This window comes from Micromonospora chalcea (genome assembly GCF_002926165.1).
Taxonomy (GTDB): Bacteria; Actinomycetota; Actinomycetes; order Mycobacteriales; family Micromonosporaceae; genus Micromonospora; species Micromonospora chalcea.
This window is the reverse complement of the sequence record NZ_MAGP01000165.1, coordinates 18,894-33,281: the sequence shown is the minus strand read 5'-3', so window position 1 is coordinate 33,281 and position 14,388 is coordinate 18,894. Positions and strand designations below refer to the sequence as shown.

The following is a 14,388-nucleotide window of genomic DNA, read 5'->3' as shown; positions in this document are numbered from 1 at the left end:
TGTGCCCGCGTCCTGGGCGGTGCGGAAGCAGCTAGAAGCGGAGCGCGGTGAGGCGACGCCGGAAGCGGCGGCCACGCTTTGGCTCCTGAAACTCAGTGCCGGTGACGAGCTGGGGCTGTCGCGGGTGCTAGCCAGCCCCCGTCACGACGAGCTCCGCCGGCAGTGGCGCGACTACCGCGCCGAGATAACCAGCACAGCCCGGCCACCATCGAAGTTGGAGAGCGTGGGGCCGATGACCATCGAGCATCAGGGCAGCGGCCGGGCGACGGTGGTGCAGCAGGTACGCGCGGTGTGGTGGGACGGCCCGCAGATCCTCGCTGGCGCGGACCACCCGTGGCGGTGGAAGCTGCGCAAGGACGACGGCGGCTGGCGCGTGTGGTCCGTTGACCTCCCGCCATGGTGCGGCGTGCACGTTCGAGCCAACGTCTGCCAGCGATGAGGACCAGGAGGCGAGGGGTAGGGACGGTGCGTCAGCCGGCCGTCGTCATCGCTTTTCCGGTGTGGGCTGACTGATGGGGCAGACGAGGAGCGGCCATGAGATCACTACAGTCGTGGCATGGGACCTGAGGATCTATTTCTTGACACGCTAGAGGATCTGCGCAGGCGCTGCGATCTGCGCGCTTCTGAGTACGACATGGTGCAAGTGGCAGGACTTGTTCGGAGATTGCTAATCGATGGAAGGCGTCTGTGTGGCGTGTCGAACAAGGCATACGGCGTGAAGCCCATGTATACCTGGGGCAGGGTACTGATCGCAGCGAGTACCTATGGCGACGCGACTGCCTGTATCACCATGCACTGGCTTGACCCGATGCTGGAAGACCTAATCTTGGATGCGAACTTGCCGGCGAGTGTGGCGCGGGAATCGCTGGGCGGGCTTCACACGGGCAACGTGGACGAATTCCTCAAGCATCGGGTTGTTGAGGCGGGGGAGCTGGGCGTAACTGTCCAGCAATTGGTCAAGCACTACGCCAACCGGGAGGGTGGAGTGCATTACGACCCGACCCCTCCGGACCTGCCTCTCCTTGTGGCCCTTCGCGGTGAACATGACCTTGCGCTTCGGCTCACGGTGCTAGCGATCGGCCGCATCGTGCACCGCGCCTTGGAGCCCCTGGCAGCCTGCATCGTCTTGTCAAGGAATCCGCATCCCTACGGCCTCTCTGGTGACCCTTTGCTGGAGTGACCCGCGTACACGACACACGGTGACTCAGGCGGCGGGCTCTCTGTGGTGGTGTGGCCGTCCATGTCCCGCTACTGGACGCCCACGGGCTGCACGAGACGCTGGGCTAGCTGAGCTGCCGCGTAGAGAGATGGGAGCCGCGGAGGGAACCGGGTGGGGCCGATGAAGGAGAGAATGGCAGGCGACCAGCGGAGCCAGCGAGGCAGCTGGCGTCACTCGCGGACGAGCCACGGCAATCCTGAGGCGACGCCGTGCGGACGACGGCCAGGCGGTGTGGTGTTCGGTCGGGCTGGGGTCGGCTCGGAGCGCTTCCTGTGATCTGTTGCCGAATTGGCCTGTACTAGATCAAGCGCGTTCCGCGCGGCGCGGGCCGGGGCGCGGCAAACGGCTCCTGCGGAGCCGCCGCCCCGGCGCAAGGGCGCCGGGGCGGAAAGTCAACCGGCCCGAACCCCACGCCCCGCCCCGCGCGTCACCACTGAGTCAGTGAAGTGACCCGGTGACGAGTCCCGAAGGACGACCCAGGGCCTGGCGGACACGCTTCCACCCGGTTCCGACAATCCCGAAGCAGCACGAGATCCGGCAGGCCAACCGCGGCGGACGAAGTTGCCGAACGGTTCCGCACGGTCGCTCAGGCCCAGGCTGGGGAAGGGATGGAGGTGGGTGCAGGGGTGGTGGGGTGAGGGAGAGGGCGGGGTTAGAACTGTGCCTCCGGCGGGGGCCAGACGACTCCGAGATGAAGTTGCCGAACGGTTCCGGTAGGAGAGTGGTTGAGGTGGGCTGCCATCCCGCCAACCACCGACCCAGGCAAGCCGAGCAGACCAGGGCCAGGGCGACAAGGTCGTACGTCCGGTAGGGCGCTCCACCTTGTCGCCCTGGCCCTGGCCCGCTCCACGGTGTGTGGGTCGGCGGCAGACGGGATGGCAGCGGGACGGCGGGTGTCCGAGCTGAGCATGCAACGGAGGGAGCGCTGTTCCGTCATTCGGCCAGTTCTGCCCGTTGGCCCCAGCGGCCATCGCCAGCCTTCTCCTAGGAAGCGTCCGCCGGCATTGCGGCCGATTCGATATGGTCGGCAGGTCCCGGTTGACTGCCAGGAAGAGACCGGCGTAGTGCGACGAGCTCTTGCATTCGGGCATCCTCGGGTGCGCGATCAACCAGAATCTTGAAGTACTCGATCCATTGGCTGCGTGCAGTGGCGAGCAATGTTGCCCAGTCCATCGCGTCCATGTCATTTTGACGAAGCGAGGCTAGTCGGCTTCCCATCCCTGACGGACGTTCAAAATGGTCCGCCACGAGCAGGCCGGTGACTCGTCGAAAACGGGAAGTGTTAGCCTGAACCTTCTCGCGGAGCACCAGAACGTAGCGTTCAAATCGCCCAATGTGGTCCCAGTCGATCGTCAGGCCCGGACGCATAAATTCGACGATGAAGAGTTGCTCGCCGGCCGAGAGGGCCAAGTCGACGCGCGCCCGCCAGCCGTCGTCTCTATTCAGCGCCGCCTCACTAGCGGCGTCGGCGATTAGGTGATCGACCGAGCGTTCAATCTTGAAGGTCTCCCACTTCGGAGAGATGAGCCATGGGTTTCCAGCGATGTAGTCCCGCACCGCATTCTCAAGTTCCCTGCCTTGAATTCTAGCTTCTAGGCCAAGGATTAGGTTGAGCTGAGTCTTGACACGCTCGGCGGCATGAAGCGCGGTCATCACTTCATTTTCAACCAGAAGGCGCACGAGGTCGTCGGCGCCCATGGTTTCTGCATCAGCCAACTTTACAATCAAATCCTTCAGGCGACCGCCCTCCCAAGCCGTCAGAATGGCGTTGGCTAGGTCCGCGAACTGGTCGTCCGTCAGGACGCTGATACGCGCTATGGAGGTAAGTGCTCGCTTGACAATCGTCTTCTCGTACTTCGCCAACGCCTCTAGGCGATTGGAGAAGGCGGCCATCCGGTTCTCAATTGCATGCACCTTCTTGGCGGCACGGGCGGTTTGCCATTTCTTGAGAAGTTCTTTAATGCGATCTTGTCCCCACTCAAGGAGGGGAAGAGTCGCCTCGGCGGTCCAATTTACTCGCTGCCTCTCGGTGGAGATAAGGTCAGCGGGCTGATCATCGATGAAGTCGGCCTCGACGCTTCCGGAAAGGTAAACGAGGCCTTGTTGTCCACCCCACCCCCCGCCTAGTTGGAAGTAGAACGGCCGCTGGGCGAGCTTTCCGTGACTAAAAACGGAAATCCCGGCTAGGTCTTCCTGCCCAATTGGTTCCTTGTAGAAGAGAAACCGCCACCTGATGACATCCCCCGTGGGGAGGCGTTCCACTCCCCACTTCCCGTCAATTATGACGTTTGGTGGGCGGCTGCCCTCCGGATAGTCGGTGGGGTAGTCAAACTCAATTTTTTCTACGTCTTCAGGGTTCGGTAAGGGGCTTCCGTTGACCAGCACGCGGAAGTTTTCGGCGCGTTGAAGCAGTAGGAATCTGCGTGCCATGCTTTTACTGAATGCGGCGGCGTTCGGAGTCTTCTTGAACGTCAACCCTTTGAGGCGAAGGGTAGTCCCATGTTTGGCTCGGCGCGATTCATCTGGCGGAAGGGCCTCCAATAGTTCTACATCCATTGGAGTGTCGTCAAAGTACTCACCTTCGGTTGTGTTACCAAGGAGCTTTGCGACGTCGAGGGCGAACGAAGTGCGCTCCCCAGTTGCACTGCTTGTCGTGGCGACCTCGACCACCCGCGCGATTCCGAAGCCAGCGAACTTCCCGATCCCTTTGCGGCCCATTACGGGCCGTCCGGTCCGAGTTGTCGACTTGCCATCCACTTTCCTGCGGTTGTAACCGACTTTGAGAAAGCGCTCCTGGCATTCTTCGATGGTCATGCCGTCGCCGTCATCCTCGATCACGACTTCCGCATTCTCGTCCAACCACTCAGGAAGGGTGATCTTGACCGACGTCGCCTCTGCATCCCAGGCGTTCGAGACAAGCTCGGCGATCGCCGCAACGGGCGACTGGTACATCTCAATGCCCAGGTGCTCGATCACCCGCCCGTGGAACCGGATCTCCAACTTCGGACTCACTGCAGCTCCCCACCGTCCGTCTGCTGTGCCACCTTCACAAGCTACTAGGTATAAGGCTTGACGGGCAGGTGGCAACGGCTGGCGACGGGGGCCGCTCTTGCAGGGGGCAGGGGCAACACATCGAATGAATTCGCACCAAATCGCCGCCAACCAGGAGATGCGCCAGGCTGTAGGCTTCGGCCTGCAACATGGGGCGGAGGGCGAGCGGTCATGCCTGAGAGGTGCCGACAGCGCGCATGAGGCTGGCGACACCGCGGGCGGGCCGGCTAGAGGATCGACCGAGGTGTGATCGAAGTGTCTGAAGGTTCCAACATATACGGGGGCCGTCTCTTTCGTACCTGGCATGAGGCCATGCATCGCCTGACCTCTGATCCGACAGCAGCAAGGTCCTGGCGGCGCGCTCGGTATGGCTTTGCTCATCATCTTGGCGAGGCCTTGGTCGGTACTGCCGGCGGACAGTCGCAGTTGAGAGGGCCAGTGATTTATGGCGTCTGGTTGCGCTGGGGATTGCTCTACATTGGTCAGACCAGCAAGGCGGAACGGCGGCTACGTGACTTGGCCGTCGGAGAGAGTCACCACCTGGCCAACACCTTCCCACCCGAGATCTGGCATAAGGTTGTCGTCCTAGCTTGGCCCGAGTTGCCGCAGGCGCGATCGCTCGCCGGGACCATCGATCTACGGACGGCGGGGTTGGCGCTCGAGTTCGCGCTGCAGGATCAGCTGTGCCCGATCGTGAACTCCGAGCGTCGTAGGCCCGACGGAGGTTGGAGGGAAGTGGTCCGGCAAGGCAGCAGATCTCGGGGCGCGCTGGCGATGCACAAGGTGACCGACCTCGTCCAGCAGGTGCGCGGCCTTTGGGATGCAACTCCATCGGAGCCAAGTAATGGGGCAAACGTGCCGGAGGCTTGCCGGGTCGTCTTTCCCGAGCAGCTCCTGCTAGAGCGTTACCCCTTAACCTGACGGTCGTTCTCTAGCCAGAACGCGGTACAGCTGCATCATTCTTCGGGCGCATCGTCGGCGCCTGACTCTTGCAGAACACTCCCGACTAGGGCGTGCACGTCGATCGCGTCAGGAGCCGGCCTGGCTCGACCTTCCGCATAGGCGAACCGTGCAGCCGCCAAGTCAGCGAGGCGGACGGCTTGAATCACGATGACCCGCCGCAGGCCGGGCGAGACCTCGCCACGCTCGTGAGCAACAGCCGCCACCCTGGCCAAGGTCTCGGCTCGGCGGGCGATACGAACGTCTGGATGCTCGCGGTCTTCCCGCAGGTCCTCAGGGATCAAGTTGAAGCGATACGAGGGCGGTAGCTCCACGAGCTGGGAGACCGGCGGAATCTTCTCGTTCAAGATCGCTCGATACTTCGACTGCTCGATCGCCCACCGGTACGCCGAGTACTCGATGGCGTTGATCTTCGTTGCCTTGTCAGGGTCCCTGCGTAGGTGCTCAGCCGGCCAAAACTCCAACTCGGCTACCTCGAAGGGGTCGAGAATACGGTACGCCAGCGTGTCGCTTCGTTGACCGGTCATGTGCCTGCCGACGCGAGACCCGAAGCTCTCTGTGGTCTGCCCGACGTAGATGGGCTCGGCATCGTAATCGTAGAAGGCGTAAGCACCGATGCAGCTGCCTAGCCGCTTGCCGCTTGCTGGATCTGCAGAGTCCATCGCGTCTTTGAGCAGCCGTCGAAACCCCTGGACGAACTTGGTCGGCATTGAGGCCTTGGACGGAGGCTTGTGATCTGGCTCGTTGTACGACGCGACGCCCCGACTAGTCACCTGGCTCCTCGACCTTCTCACCCGATCATGGCCTGGGTCAGCAGTCTAAGGGTCGACGTGATCGCGAGGTTGAGGACGGGCGGCTGAGCCGCCAGCCTGGTCGAACCGCACATACAGGTAGAGCCGTTACGTTCCGGGGAACGGCGCTGCCTGTCCTGCGGCGCGACCGCGGCGGCCCTGGCGATCACCGAGACTGAGTCAGCGCGGCGTGGATGGCTTCCGCTGCTTGTTCCACTGCCTCGTGCTCCCAGACCCGGAAGACCGTCCAACCCGCAGTACGTAGGGCACCATCAACTTCTAGGTCACGACGCCGATTGCGGTGAATCTTCTGATGCCAGTACCCGCTCGGATCAGACGGCATACGACAGTGAAGCGGACAGCCGTGCCAAAAACAGCCGTCCACAAAAACCGCCACTTTGCGACGCGTGAAGACGACGTCGGGCCGCACCGCACGTTCGGGGAGTGAGATTCGATAGCCGACCCTATAACGCAGCCCTCGGCGGAAGAGCTGCCGCCGCAGAGCCAACTCCGGCTTTGTGTCGGAGCTCCTGTTGGACTTCATGGCCCGCGACGCTGACGACGGCGGTGGGGTAGGAGGTAGCCTCACATCGCTGTCTTTCGTGCCAACTCGTTTACTCGGTGCCAGCTGGCCTAAGGACCGGCAGGAGGTATTTGTTGCCGATCCACTCGATGACGTCGACAACAACGGCGTCACCGAACCCGAAGAGTTGTTGATTTGGAGTCCCAGCAAGAAGCTTGTACTCGTGGGCACCCATCAGATTCGCGTACTCTCGTGGGGTCATCCACCGAACTGCCTTGCTGCCTCTGCCTAGCCGAACCAGCGCCTGCTTGCTTGATCCGCCCCCAGTGGTCCGGAGGCATCCGGCGATGCCATCCTTGCGAAGCTCCCACACTGAGACACCCTGCCTGGTTCGCCGGTAGGCAGTCCGGTAGCTGATGGTGTTCCCGGCGAGAAGAGCCTCGAAGCGAGCCTTCTGCACGTCGCTGAGGGACCTGACGAAGGCTTCCACCCGGCCCTCGTCCCACCACAAGTCGCCGGCGACGTCCGTCTCGACGAAGCCGTCCAAGTCCCGTGGGCCCTCCGGCAAAGCAGGAAGGTCGATGTAGTGCATATCTAGCGTCTGCCGGTGCGTCTCGTGGATGGCCCGTACCCAAGCGGGACGCACGTCGCTGACCGGCGGGACGTCATGCAGGGCTTGGCTCGGCAGCTTGTCCTGTTGGATGCCGACGATGAACATTCGGGGCCGGGACTGTGGCACAAAGTGCCGCGCGTCGATTGCAAGTACGTCCAAGGAGTAGTCGAGCTTCGACAGGCTTGCCAGGGCGGCCTCCAGGTCCTTGCCCCCGTGGCTGGTGGCGAACCCGTGAACATTTTCTAGGAGGATCACTGAGGGCCGGGGTGACATGCCCTCCACGATTTTGGCGAACTCCCAGAACATCCCGGACTGCTCGCCGACCAGACCCCGCCTGTTCCCAGCAAGTGAAAGGTCGATGCACGGGAAGCTGCTCGTCGCCAACTCGATCCCCGTCGGCAGATCAGAAGCCTCGATCCGGCGGATGTCCCGAACAACGAAGTGATCTTCGGCGTCTGGGAAGTTGGCGGCATAGGCGTCGTACTTCGCCTGCTTGATGTCGTTTGCCCAGACCACCTGTATCTGAGCACCCTTGACGCGTTCTAGGGCGGTGCGGACGAGACCAATCCCGGCAAAAAACTCCGCCGCCCGGACGGGCGCGCTGTCCATGCTTCCTCCCTCGCCCACCATCGCTGCAGCCTATACATGCCCTGGCGACGAGCCCCAGGCATGACACTCATCTGTGATGATTCGATCATTAGTTCGAGCGCGGCACGCCACCCGACGCTCGGGGGTCCAGCTGTCGTCCCCGGCGCGATCTGCTTCCACGGACGTGGTTCAGGAGCTGACCGACCGGTACAGCAGCGAAGTACAGCAACCAAGCGACCCGCATGAGCCGTCACGCGACGACCCGAAGCCGGGTGAGGTCGGGCGCGGCTGGGAGAGATCGCACCGCCCAGAGCTACGGATCAGAAGGTTAGGGGTTCGAGTCCCTTCGGGCGCACAGCAGTTGAGGGGCCGCTTCGGGAAACCGGGGCGGCCCTTTTTCGTGCGCTCCACCGGCGGTCATGCCGCCTCGCGTCGCCCAGCCACAGAGCGATGGCGACTGATGGGTCCGGATGCGCAGCGACTGGCTGGGAGCCGATCCTTCCGGAAAACTTCCGGAAAATCATTGACCTGTTCGAAACGCCGCTGCAATACTCCGAACACTGCGACATCAGTATGCGTCGATTGAAGCCATGCGTCGTCAGGTGTCACTCGTCCCAAGGAGGACCTGCGCATGTACGCCAGCATCCGCGGCTCCCGCCGCCCGTCCACTCCCCGAAAATCGCGTCTCACCTTCCGGTTGGCAGTGCTCGCCTCCACTGTGGCGCTGGGCGCCGCCGGCCTTGCGGTCGCCGCCACTCCGTCCAGCGCCGCCACCTGCAACGGGTACGTCGGCCTCACCTTCGACGACGGGCCGACCGGCAGCACCAGCGCCCTGTTGTCCGTGCTGCGCGCGAACGGCGTACGGGCGACCATGTTCAACGTCGGCCAGAACGTGCAGAACAACCAGTCCGCCGCGCGGGCCCAGGTCGACGCGGGCATGTGGGTGGCCAACCACAGTTGGAACCACGCGCACATGACCTCGATGAACCAGAGCCAGATGCAGTCGGACCTCTCCCAGACCAACTCGGCGATCCAGGCGGCGACCGGCGTCCGGCCGCAGTTGTTCCGCCCGCCCTACGGGGAGACGAACTCGACCCTCCAGTCGGTCGCCTCGTCGCTCGGCCTGCGCCAGGTGATCTGGGACGTCGACTCCCAGGACTGGAACGGTGCCAGCGTCAGCCAGATCGTCTCCAACGCCAGCCGCCTCCAGGACGGCCAGGTGATCCTGATGCACGACGGCATTCAGAACACCCGCGACGCGATTCCGCAGATCATGGCCAACCTGACCAGCCGCAACCTCTGCCCGGGCATGATCTCACCGAGCACCGGCCGAGCGGTGGCCCCGGACGGAACTCCGCCGCCGACCACTCCGCCGCCGACCGGCACGCCGACCACTCCGCCGCCGACCACTCCGCCTCCCAGCGGCGGGTGCACAGCGACGGCGACGACCCCCAACGTCTGGGGTGACCGGTACAACACCTCGGTGACGGTTCAGGGGGCCAGCAACTGGACCGTGGTCGTGGCTCTGACCCCGCCGCAGCGGGTCTCCACCACCTGGAACGGCTCCCCCAGTTGGGACAGCACCGGTTACGTGATGACGATGCGGTCCAACGGCAGCGGCAACACCTTCGGCTTCACCACGATGATGAACGGCAACAGCGGCGCCAGACCGCAGATCCGTTCCTGCACCGCGGGCTGATCCCGGTGGCCCACCCAGGTCACCGGAAACGGCTCGGGTGAGCGTGGTCGACCAGGTGCCCCTACGGTCCAGCTGACCCTGGACCGTAGGGGCACCCCGACCGGGTTCTGACTTTGCAGGGCAGCGCCATGATGTGCGCATGGCGTGGAGTGCGCGAGAGGCACCGGACCGCCGGCGCGGGCGGAGGCCCGGAACGTCAGTACGAGTCGGCTGGTCTCTCGCCTTCCTTGCCGGTTATGCGCTGTGGAGTTGGGCCGTGCACGGCTGGGCTGATGCCCACGGCTACCGCGGACTGCTGGGCGGATGGCGTCCCTGGTATCTCGCCGTCGCCGCCGTGACCTACTGGCCACCCGCGTGCCTCCTGTGGTGGTGGATCCACCCGAGGGCGGGACTGGTTCCATGGATGCGCGGATGACGATGGACGTGGAAGTCGTCGGGACGACCAGCGCCGAACTGCGTCGACCACGACGGCGTTCACTGCGCGACGGCGGTCGCCTCCAGCTCCACGAGCACGTCGGGCTCGAAGAGGGACTCGACGCCGATCAGCGACGCCGGCGGAAGCGGCTGGGGCAGCCCGAGCTCCTCGGCGACCGACTCGATGCCGGCCATGAAGGGCCCGATCTTGTCCGGCGTCCAGTCGGTGACGTAGAAGGTCAGCCGGACCACGTCCTGGAACGAGGCGTCGGCGCCCGCGAGGGCGCGCCCGGTGTTGCGCAGCACCTGCGCGACCTGCCCACCGAGGTCGCCCGGTGCGACAGGGGTGCCGTCGCCCAGTCGCGCGACCTGGCCGCTGACATGGATGTGGCGGGCGCCGGTGCCCACCGCCACGTGGTGGTACGGCGTGTGCGGCTGAAGACCGGCAGGGCTGAAGCGGGTGACGGACATCGTGTCTCCTCCATGGGGACCTAGGTGGTTTACCATTGATACCTAGTTGACGAAGGACACTTCAAGGAGACCTGGTTTCATGGGCGATACCGCAGGCGCTCGCGCCGACGAGCTGCGCATCGACGCCCCGCATCGCGAGCTGCTCGATCAGGTGCTGGACAAGTGGTCGCTGAGCGTCCTCAACGAGCTGTGCGAACGCCCTTGTCGCTTCAACGAGCTGCGCCGCGCGATCCCGGCGGTGACACAGAAGTCGCTCACGGCGACGCTGCGACGGCTCGAACGCAACGGCATCGTCGAACGCCACGTGGTGGCGACCCGGCCGGTCGCGGTCGAGTACCGGATCACGCGGCTGGGCAAGACCCTGCGTGCGCCGATCGACGTCCTGCTCGACTGGGCCGACGCGCACCTGCCCCAGATCGAGCAGGCCCGCCGGAGCTTCGACGCCGAGCTGGGGTGACGAGTACGGCCGGACTCAGGAGCCCGGCTCGTCGCGCGTCGGCGTCGTCCGCAGGCGTACCCGGGTGATGGCCCGGCCCGTCACCTCCGCCACCTCGGCGCTCAGGCCGGGCAGCTCGACCGTCTCGCCGGGGGTCTTCGGGATGTGGCCGAGATGCGCCAGGACCAGGCCGGCCACCGTCGTGTAGTCCCCGGCTTCGAGGGTGGCCTCGTCGAGGTCGATGCCCACGTCGACCAGGTCGTGCAGCGGGAACCCGCCGGGCATCAGCAGCGCGCCGTCCGCCTCCCGTACGACGGCCTGCACGTCCCGGTCGGTCTCGTCGTAGATCTCCCCGACGATCTCCTCGACCAGGTCCTCCATCGTGACGATGCCGTCGATGGACCCGCGCTCGTCGACCACGAGCGCGAACTGCTGCCGTTGGGCGCGCAGCTCCCGGATCGCCTCGGTCACCTTCAGCGTCTCCGGCAGGTACACCGCCGGGCTGGCGTGGTCGGCGACCGGCCCTTCCTGGTCGAGCAGGTCCCGCATGTGCACCACGCCGACGGTGTCGTCCAGTCCGCCGCGACCCACGACCGGGGCGCGTGTCTGCCCCGACCTGCCCAGCTCGCGCAGCGCCTGCGGCGCGGACAGATCCGCCGACAACGTGACGACGTCGCGGCGTGGGACGAGGATCTCCCGCAGGATCCGCTCGGCCACCTCGAACGCGCCCGAGATGATCGTGCGGTGCTCCGGGGTGAGGTTGCGCTGCGCGGCGACCATGTCCCGCAGCTCCTCGGTGGTGACCTCCTCCCGGCGCGCCCGGGGGTCGCCGCCGGCCAGGCGTACGACGGCGTCGCTCGACCTGCTCAGGAGCCACACCGCCGGGCGGGAGAACGTCGACAGCGCGTCGATCGGGCGGGCCACCAGCAGCGCCCAGCCCTCGGCACGCTGCATCGCGATCCGCTTCGGCGCCAGCTCGCCGAGCACCAGCGTGACGAAGGTCAGGATGATGGTGACGACGACGACCGAGACCGGCTCGGCGGCCGACCCGAGGAATCCCAGCGGGCCCACCAGCGGGGCGGCGAGGGACACCGCGGCGGCGGCCGAGGCGAGGAAACCGGCCAGCGTGATGCCGATCTGAATGGTGGCCAGGAAGCGGTTCGGATCCCGCGCCAGCTTCGCCAGCACCCGGCCGCCCCGGGAGGTCCGCTCCAGGCGCTGCAGTTGGCTCTCCCGCAGCGACACCAACGCCATCTCGCTGCCCGCGAACACCGCGTTCACCAACACCAACACGAACACGAGCGTGACCTGCACGCCATAGCCGTCCACGGCCAGTTCGACGCCTCCTCGGCCGGACCCTCCGGCAGCGTCAACCGTAGCCACCGCGGCTGGGCGGGGCGGGCCGGGTTGCGAGCAATCAGCGCGTTTCCGCCGGTGATTCCGGAATCAGCCGGCCAGCCGCCGTCAGCCGCTCGAGCACGGCCCGGTGCGAAGCCGCGTGACTGGTACGGCCACCCACGCCCGTGGTGGTGACCGCGGTGAACAGCGAGTTCAGCAGCGCCTCCTCGACCGCGTCCAGCACGGCCGCGAACACCGGGTCGATCTCCCCGTCCGGGATCGGCTGTTGATCCGACGTGGTGAACCCGATCGCGTAGTCGCCGCTGGTGCCGCTGAAGGACGCGCCGACCCGGGCCATGGCGAACACCGCCCGGCGGGCGACCCGCCCGAGCTGTCGCGCGTCCAGCGGTACGTCGGTGGCCACCACGATCATGCACGAGTTGCCGGGCGGCTCGGCCCGGTCGGCGGCGGGGACCAGTTCTTCGGCCGGCATCGGCACGCCGAGCACTCTGAGGACGCCGCCGAAGTTGGACTGGACCAGCGCGCCGACAGTCCCCGTACGGCCGGCGGCCCGCACGGCCCGGGACGACGTGCCGATGCCGCCCTTGAAGCCCAGCGCGGTGGTGCCGGCGCCGGCACCGACGCAGCCCTCGGCGGGCGGCCCGTCGGACGCCTGAGCGACGGCGGCCAGGACGTGGTCCTCGGTGATCGGGCGGCGGCGGATGTCCGACAGGTGCCCGTCGTTCGTCTCGCCGACCAGGGGGTTGAACGACACCCCGTCCGGCCGGCGCTCCATCAACCAGCTGAGCAGCGCGTCCGCCGCCCGGAACACCGACAGCGTCGCGGTCAGGACCACAGGGGATTCCAGTACGCCGAGTTCGTCCACCTGGGTCGACCCGACGAGCTTCCCGTGCCCGTTGCCGGAGAACACCGCCGCCGGCAGCGTCCACCGTCCGGGGCCGAGCCCGCTCGGCACGATCGCTGTGACGCCGGTGTGCAGGTCGCCGCCGTCGTCGACGGTGGTGTGCCCCACCAGGACGCCGGGGACGTCGGTGATCGCGTTGTGGCGTCCGGTGGGCAGCGTTCCGACGACGACGCCGAGGTCACGGGCGCGCCGGGCGGTCCGGCTCAGGGCAGCGCCGCCCGGATCGCCTGCACGATGCCGGTCGGTGAGTAGTCGTCGGGGACGCCCTCGACCAGGATGATGTCGCCCTCGATGTGCCGGGAGCGCAGGGGCGCGATCTCCTGGTACGCGGGCGAGTCCCACCACGCGCGCGCCTCGGCGATCCCGGGGAAGCCGAGCATCACGACCGCGCCGGGCCAGGCGCCCTCCTTCACCTCGTGCGGCGTGGCGTGCACGAGGAACCGGCCGCCGTACGGGGCGAGGGTGGCCGGGAGGCGCTCGATGTACTCGGCGATGTCCGGGTGCGGGGCGGCGTCCTGGAGGTGGGCGATGGCGTACGCGGGCATGGTGTCCTTCCGGCCGTCGAACTCCGAACGCCGATCCTGGCACAGCGGACGGCAGACGTTCGCGCCCATTTTCCCGGCGCCGACGACGGCGCGCGCTCAGGCGCCGGACGCCACGGCCGCGATGGCGGCGTGCGTGCGGTGGGTCTCGTCGTACAGGCGTGTCAGGCGTTCGACCTCGGTGAACCCGGCCTGCCGCAGCCGCGCGGAGAACTCGTCCACCGGCCAGCGGTACGCGGTGGCGACCTTGTGGTCGAAGGCGCTCACCTCGTCACCGACGAAGATGCCGACCACGAGCGGTCCACCGGGCACGATCGCGCGCCGGAACCCGGCCAGCACGCCGTCGAGATCCGGTGGCGGGAGGTGGATCAGCGAGTACCAGGCGAGGATGCCGTCGACGGAGTGGTCCGGGACGGCGAGGTCGTGCAGCGACCCGAGCCGGTACGCGCCGCCCGGATGGGTGGCCCGCGCGTGCGCGACGAACTTGGGAACCATGTCGATCCCGGTGGCGTCGACGCCCCGCGACCGGAGGTGGTCGGTGAGGTGCCCCGGTCCGCACCCGAGGTCGAGCACCGGGCCGGTCCGGCCGGCCAGGTGCCGCCCGATGAGGGCGAGGTCGTCCGGGTGCACCGCGGCGGTGCTGCCGAACAGTTCGATGTAGAGCTCCGCGACCGCCCCGTACGCCTGCCGTACCCGTGTGTCGTCCACCGCTCGACCATAGGGGTCCGACGCCTTGGCCGCATTTAGCAGATGAATGAGATGAATGAATGGAAAAGTCGTCGCAAAGCAGCCGCCCGGTGCGGAATCGATAGCTTTCC

The 14,388-nt window shown here is 66.3% G+C and carries 14 protein-coding genes; 5 read left to right on the top strand and 9 right to left on the bottom strand.

The features are described from left to right. The first annotated feature begins 232 nt into the window (after positions 1 to 232). The gene (locus BAW75_RS32175; RefSeq protein ID WP_146074913.1) at positions 233 to 439 is read left to right on the top strand and encodes a hypothetical protein; all 207 of its coding nucleotides are present in this window, start codon (positions 233 to 235) and stop codon (positions 437 to 439) included. A gap of 117 nt (positions 440 to 556) precedes the next feature. After that, positions 557 to 1,180, top strand: a complete 624-nt coding sequence (locus BAW75_RS28645; RefSeq protein WP_146074912.1) for a hypothetical protein — start codon at positions 557 to 559, stop codon at positions 1,178 to 1,180. Positions 1,181 to 2,203: 1,023 nt separating this feature from the next. On the opposite strand, the gene BAW75_RS28640 is transcribed toward BAW75_RS28645, so the two are convergent. Beyond that, entirely contained in the window at positions 2,204 to 4,231 is a 2,028-nt protein-coding gene (locus BAW75_RS28640) for an ATP-binding protein (RefSeq protein ID WP_167435628.1), read from the bottom strand. A gap of 351 nt (positions 4,232 to 4,582) precedes the next feature. Between BAW75_RS28640 and BAW75_RS32495 the strand changes: the two genes are divergently transcribed. Continuing rightward, the gene (locus BAW75_RS32495; protein WP_167435627.1) at positions 4,583 to 5,191 is read left to right on the top strand and encodes a hypothetical protein; all 609 of its coding nucleotides are present in this window, start codon (positions 4,583 to 4,585) and stop codon (positions 5,189 to 5,191) included. A gap of 35 nt (positions 5,192 to 5,226) precedes the next feature. On the opposite strand, the gene BAW75_RS28630 is transcribed toward BAW75_RS32495, so the two are convergent. The 3 genes from BAW75_RS28630 to BAW75_RS28620 form a co-directional block, all read right to left on the bottom strand. Further along, positions 5,227 to 5,940 carry a GIY-YIG nuclease family protein gene (locus BAW75_RS28630; protein WP_208635334.1) on the bottom strand — a complete coding sequence of 238 codons (714 nt, stop codon included), beginning with the start codon at positions 5,938 to 5,940 and terminating at the stop codon, positions 5,227 to 5,229. Positions 5,941 to 6,187: 247 nt separating this feature from the next. After that, positions 6,188 to 6,610, bottom strand: a complete 423-nt coding sequence (locus BAW75_RS28625) for a very short patch repair endonuclease (RefSeq protein WP_275937813.1) — start codon at positions 6,608 to 6,610, stop codon at positions 6,188 to 6,190. A gap of 25 nt (positions 6,611 to 6,635) precedes the next feature. Beyond that, positions 6,636 to 7,766: a DNA cytosine methyltransferase gene (locus tag BAW75_RS28620; protein WP_208635333.1), complete on the bottom strand. Its 1,131-nt coding sequence runs from the start codon at positions 7,764 to 7,766 to the stop codon at positions 6,636 to 6,638. A 610-nt stretch (positions 7,767 to 8,376) separates the two neighbouring features. Between BAW75_RS28620 and BAW75_RS28615 the strand changes: the two genes are divergently transcribed. Then, positions 8,377 to 9,444 (top strand): polysaccharide deacetylase family protein, encoded by a 1,068-nt coding sequence (locus BAW75_RS28615; protein ID WP_043327788.1) that lies wholly within the window; start codon positions 8,377 to 8,379, stop codon positions 9,442 to 9,444. A gap of 474 nt (positions 9,445 to 9,918) precedes the next feature. On the opposite strand, the gene BAW75_RS28610 is transcribed toward BAW75_RS28615, so the two are convergent. Further along, complete coding sequence (locus tag BAW75_RS28610) at positions 9,919 to 10,329, bottom strand: RidA family protein (RefSeq protein WP_104115588.1); 411 nt, start codon at positions 10,327 to 10,329, stop codon at positions 9,919 to 9,921. A 79-nt stretch (positions 10,330 to 10,408) separates the two neighbouring features. Here BAW75_RS28610 and BAW75_RS28605 point away from each other — a divergent pair, with 79 nt between their 5' ends. Beyond that, positions 10,409 to 10,786, top strand: coding sequence for a winged helix-turn-helix transcriptional regulator (locus BAW75_RS28605; RefSeq protein ID WP_104115587.1), 378 nt, complete (start codon positions 10,409 to 10,411; stop codon positions 10,784 to 10,786). Between the two features lie 15 nt (positions 10,787 to 10,801). Here the strand turns inward: BAW75_RS28605 and BAW75_RS28600 are convergent, their stop codons facing one another. From BAW75_RS28600 to BAW75_RS28585, 4 genes are all read right to left on the bottom strand, one after another. Further along, positions 10,802 to 12,094, bottom strand: a complete 1,293-nt coding sequence (locus BAW75_RS28600) for a hemolysin family protein (protein WP_104115586.1) — start codon at positions 12,092 to 12,094, stop codon at positions 10,802 to 10,804. Between the two features lie 88 nt (positions 12,095 to 12,182). After that, a complete protein-coding gene (locus BAW75_RS28595; RefSeq protein WP_104115653.1) occupies positions 12,183 to 13,184 on the bottom strand; it encodes a P1 family peptidase in 1,002 nt (333 codons plus the stop codon). A gap of 47 nt (positions 13,185 to 13,231) precedes the next feature. After that, positions 13,232 to 13,573 carry a DUF1330 domain-containing protein gene (locus BAW75_RS28590; RefSeq protein ID WP_030499352.1) on the bottom strand — a complete coding sequence of 114 codons (342 nt, stop codon included), beginning with the start codon at positions 13,571 to 13,573 and terminating at the stop codon, positions 13,232 to 13,234. Positions 13,574 to 13,669: 96 nt separating this feature from the next. After that, positions 13,670 to 14,278, bottom strand: a complete 609-nt coding sequence (locus BAW75_RS28585; RefSeq protein WP_104115585.1) for a class I SAM-dependent DNA methyltransferase — start codon at positions 14,276 to 14,278, stop codon at positions 13,670 to 13,672. Positions 14,279 to 14,388: the final 110 nt, after the last annotated feature.

What these genes read in the sequence shown, in the direction of transcription:
- BAW75_RS32175 (WP_146074913.1), top strand. Translation starts at nt 233, where the DNA reads ATGACCATCGAGCATCAGGGCAGCGGCCGGGCGACGGTGGTGCAGCAG.
- BAW75_RS28630 (WP_208635334.1), bottom strand. Translation starts at nt 5,940, where the DNA reads ATGCCGACCAAGTTCGTCCAGGGGTTTCGACGGCTGCTCAAAGACGCG.
- BAW75_RS28615 (WP_043327788.1), top strand. Translation starts at nt 8,377, where the DNA reads ATGTACGCCAGCATCCGCGGCTCCCGCCGCCCGTCCACTCCCCGAAAA.
- BAW75_RS28590 (WP_030499352.1), bottom strand. Translation starts at nt 13,573, where the DNA reads ATGCCCGCGTACGCCATCGCCCACCTCCAGGACGCCGCCCCGCACCCG.
- BAW75_RS28620 (WP_208635333.1), bottom strand. Translation starts at nt 7,766, where the DNA reads ATGGACAGCGCGCCCGTCCGGGCGGCGGAGTTTTTTGCCGGGATTGGT.
- BAW75_RS28605 (WP_104115587.1), top strand. Translation starts at nt 10,409, where the DNA reads ATGGGCGATACCGCAGGCGCTCGCGCCGACGAGCTGCGCATCGACGCC.
- BAW75_RS32495 (WP_167435627.1), top strand. Translation starts at nt 4,583, where the DNA reads ATGCATCGCCTGACCTCTGATCCGACAGCAGCAAGGTCCTGGCGGCGC.
- BAW75_RS28610 (WP_104115588.1), bottom strand. Translation starts at nt 10,329, where the DNA reads ATGTCCGTCACCCGCTTCAGCCCTGCCGGTCTTCAGCCGCACACGCCG.
- BAW75_RS28645 (WP_146074912.1), top strand. Translation starts at nt 557, where the DNA reads ATGGGACCTGAGGATCTATTTCTTGACACGCTAGAGGATCTGCGCAGG.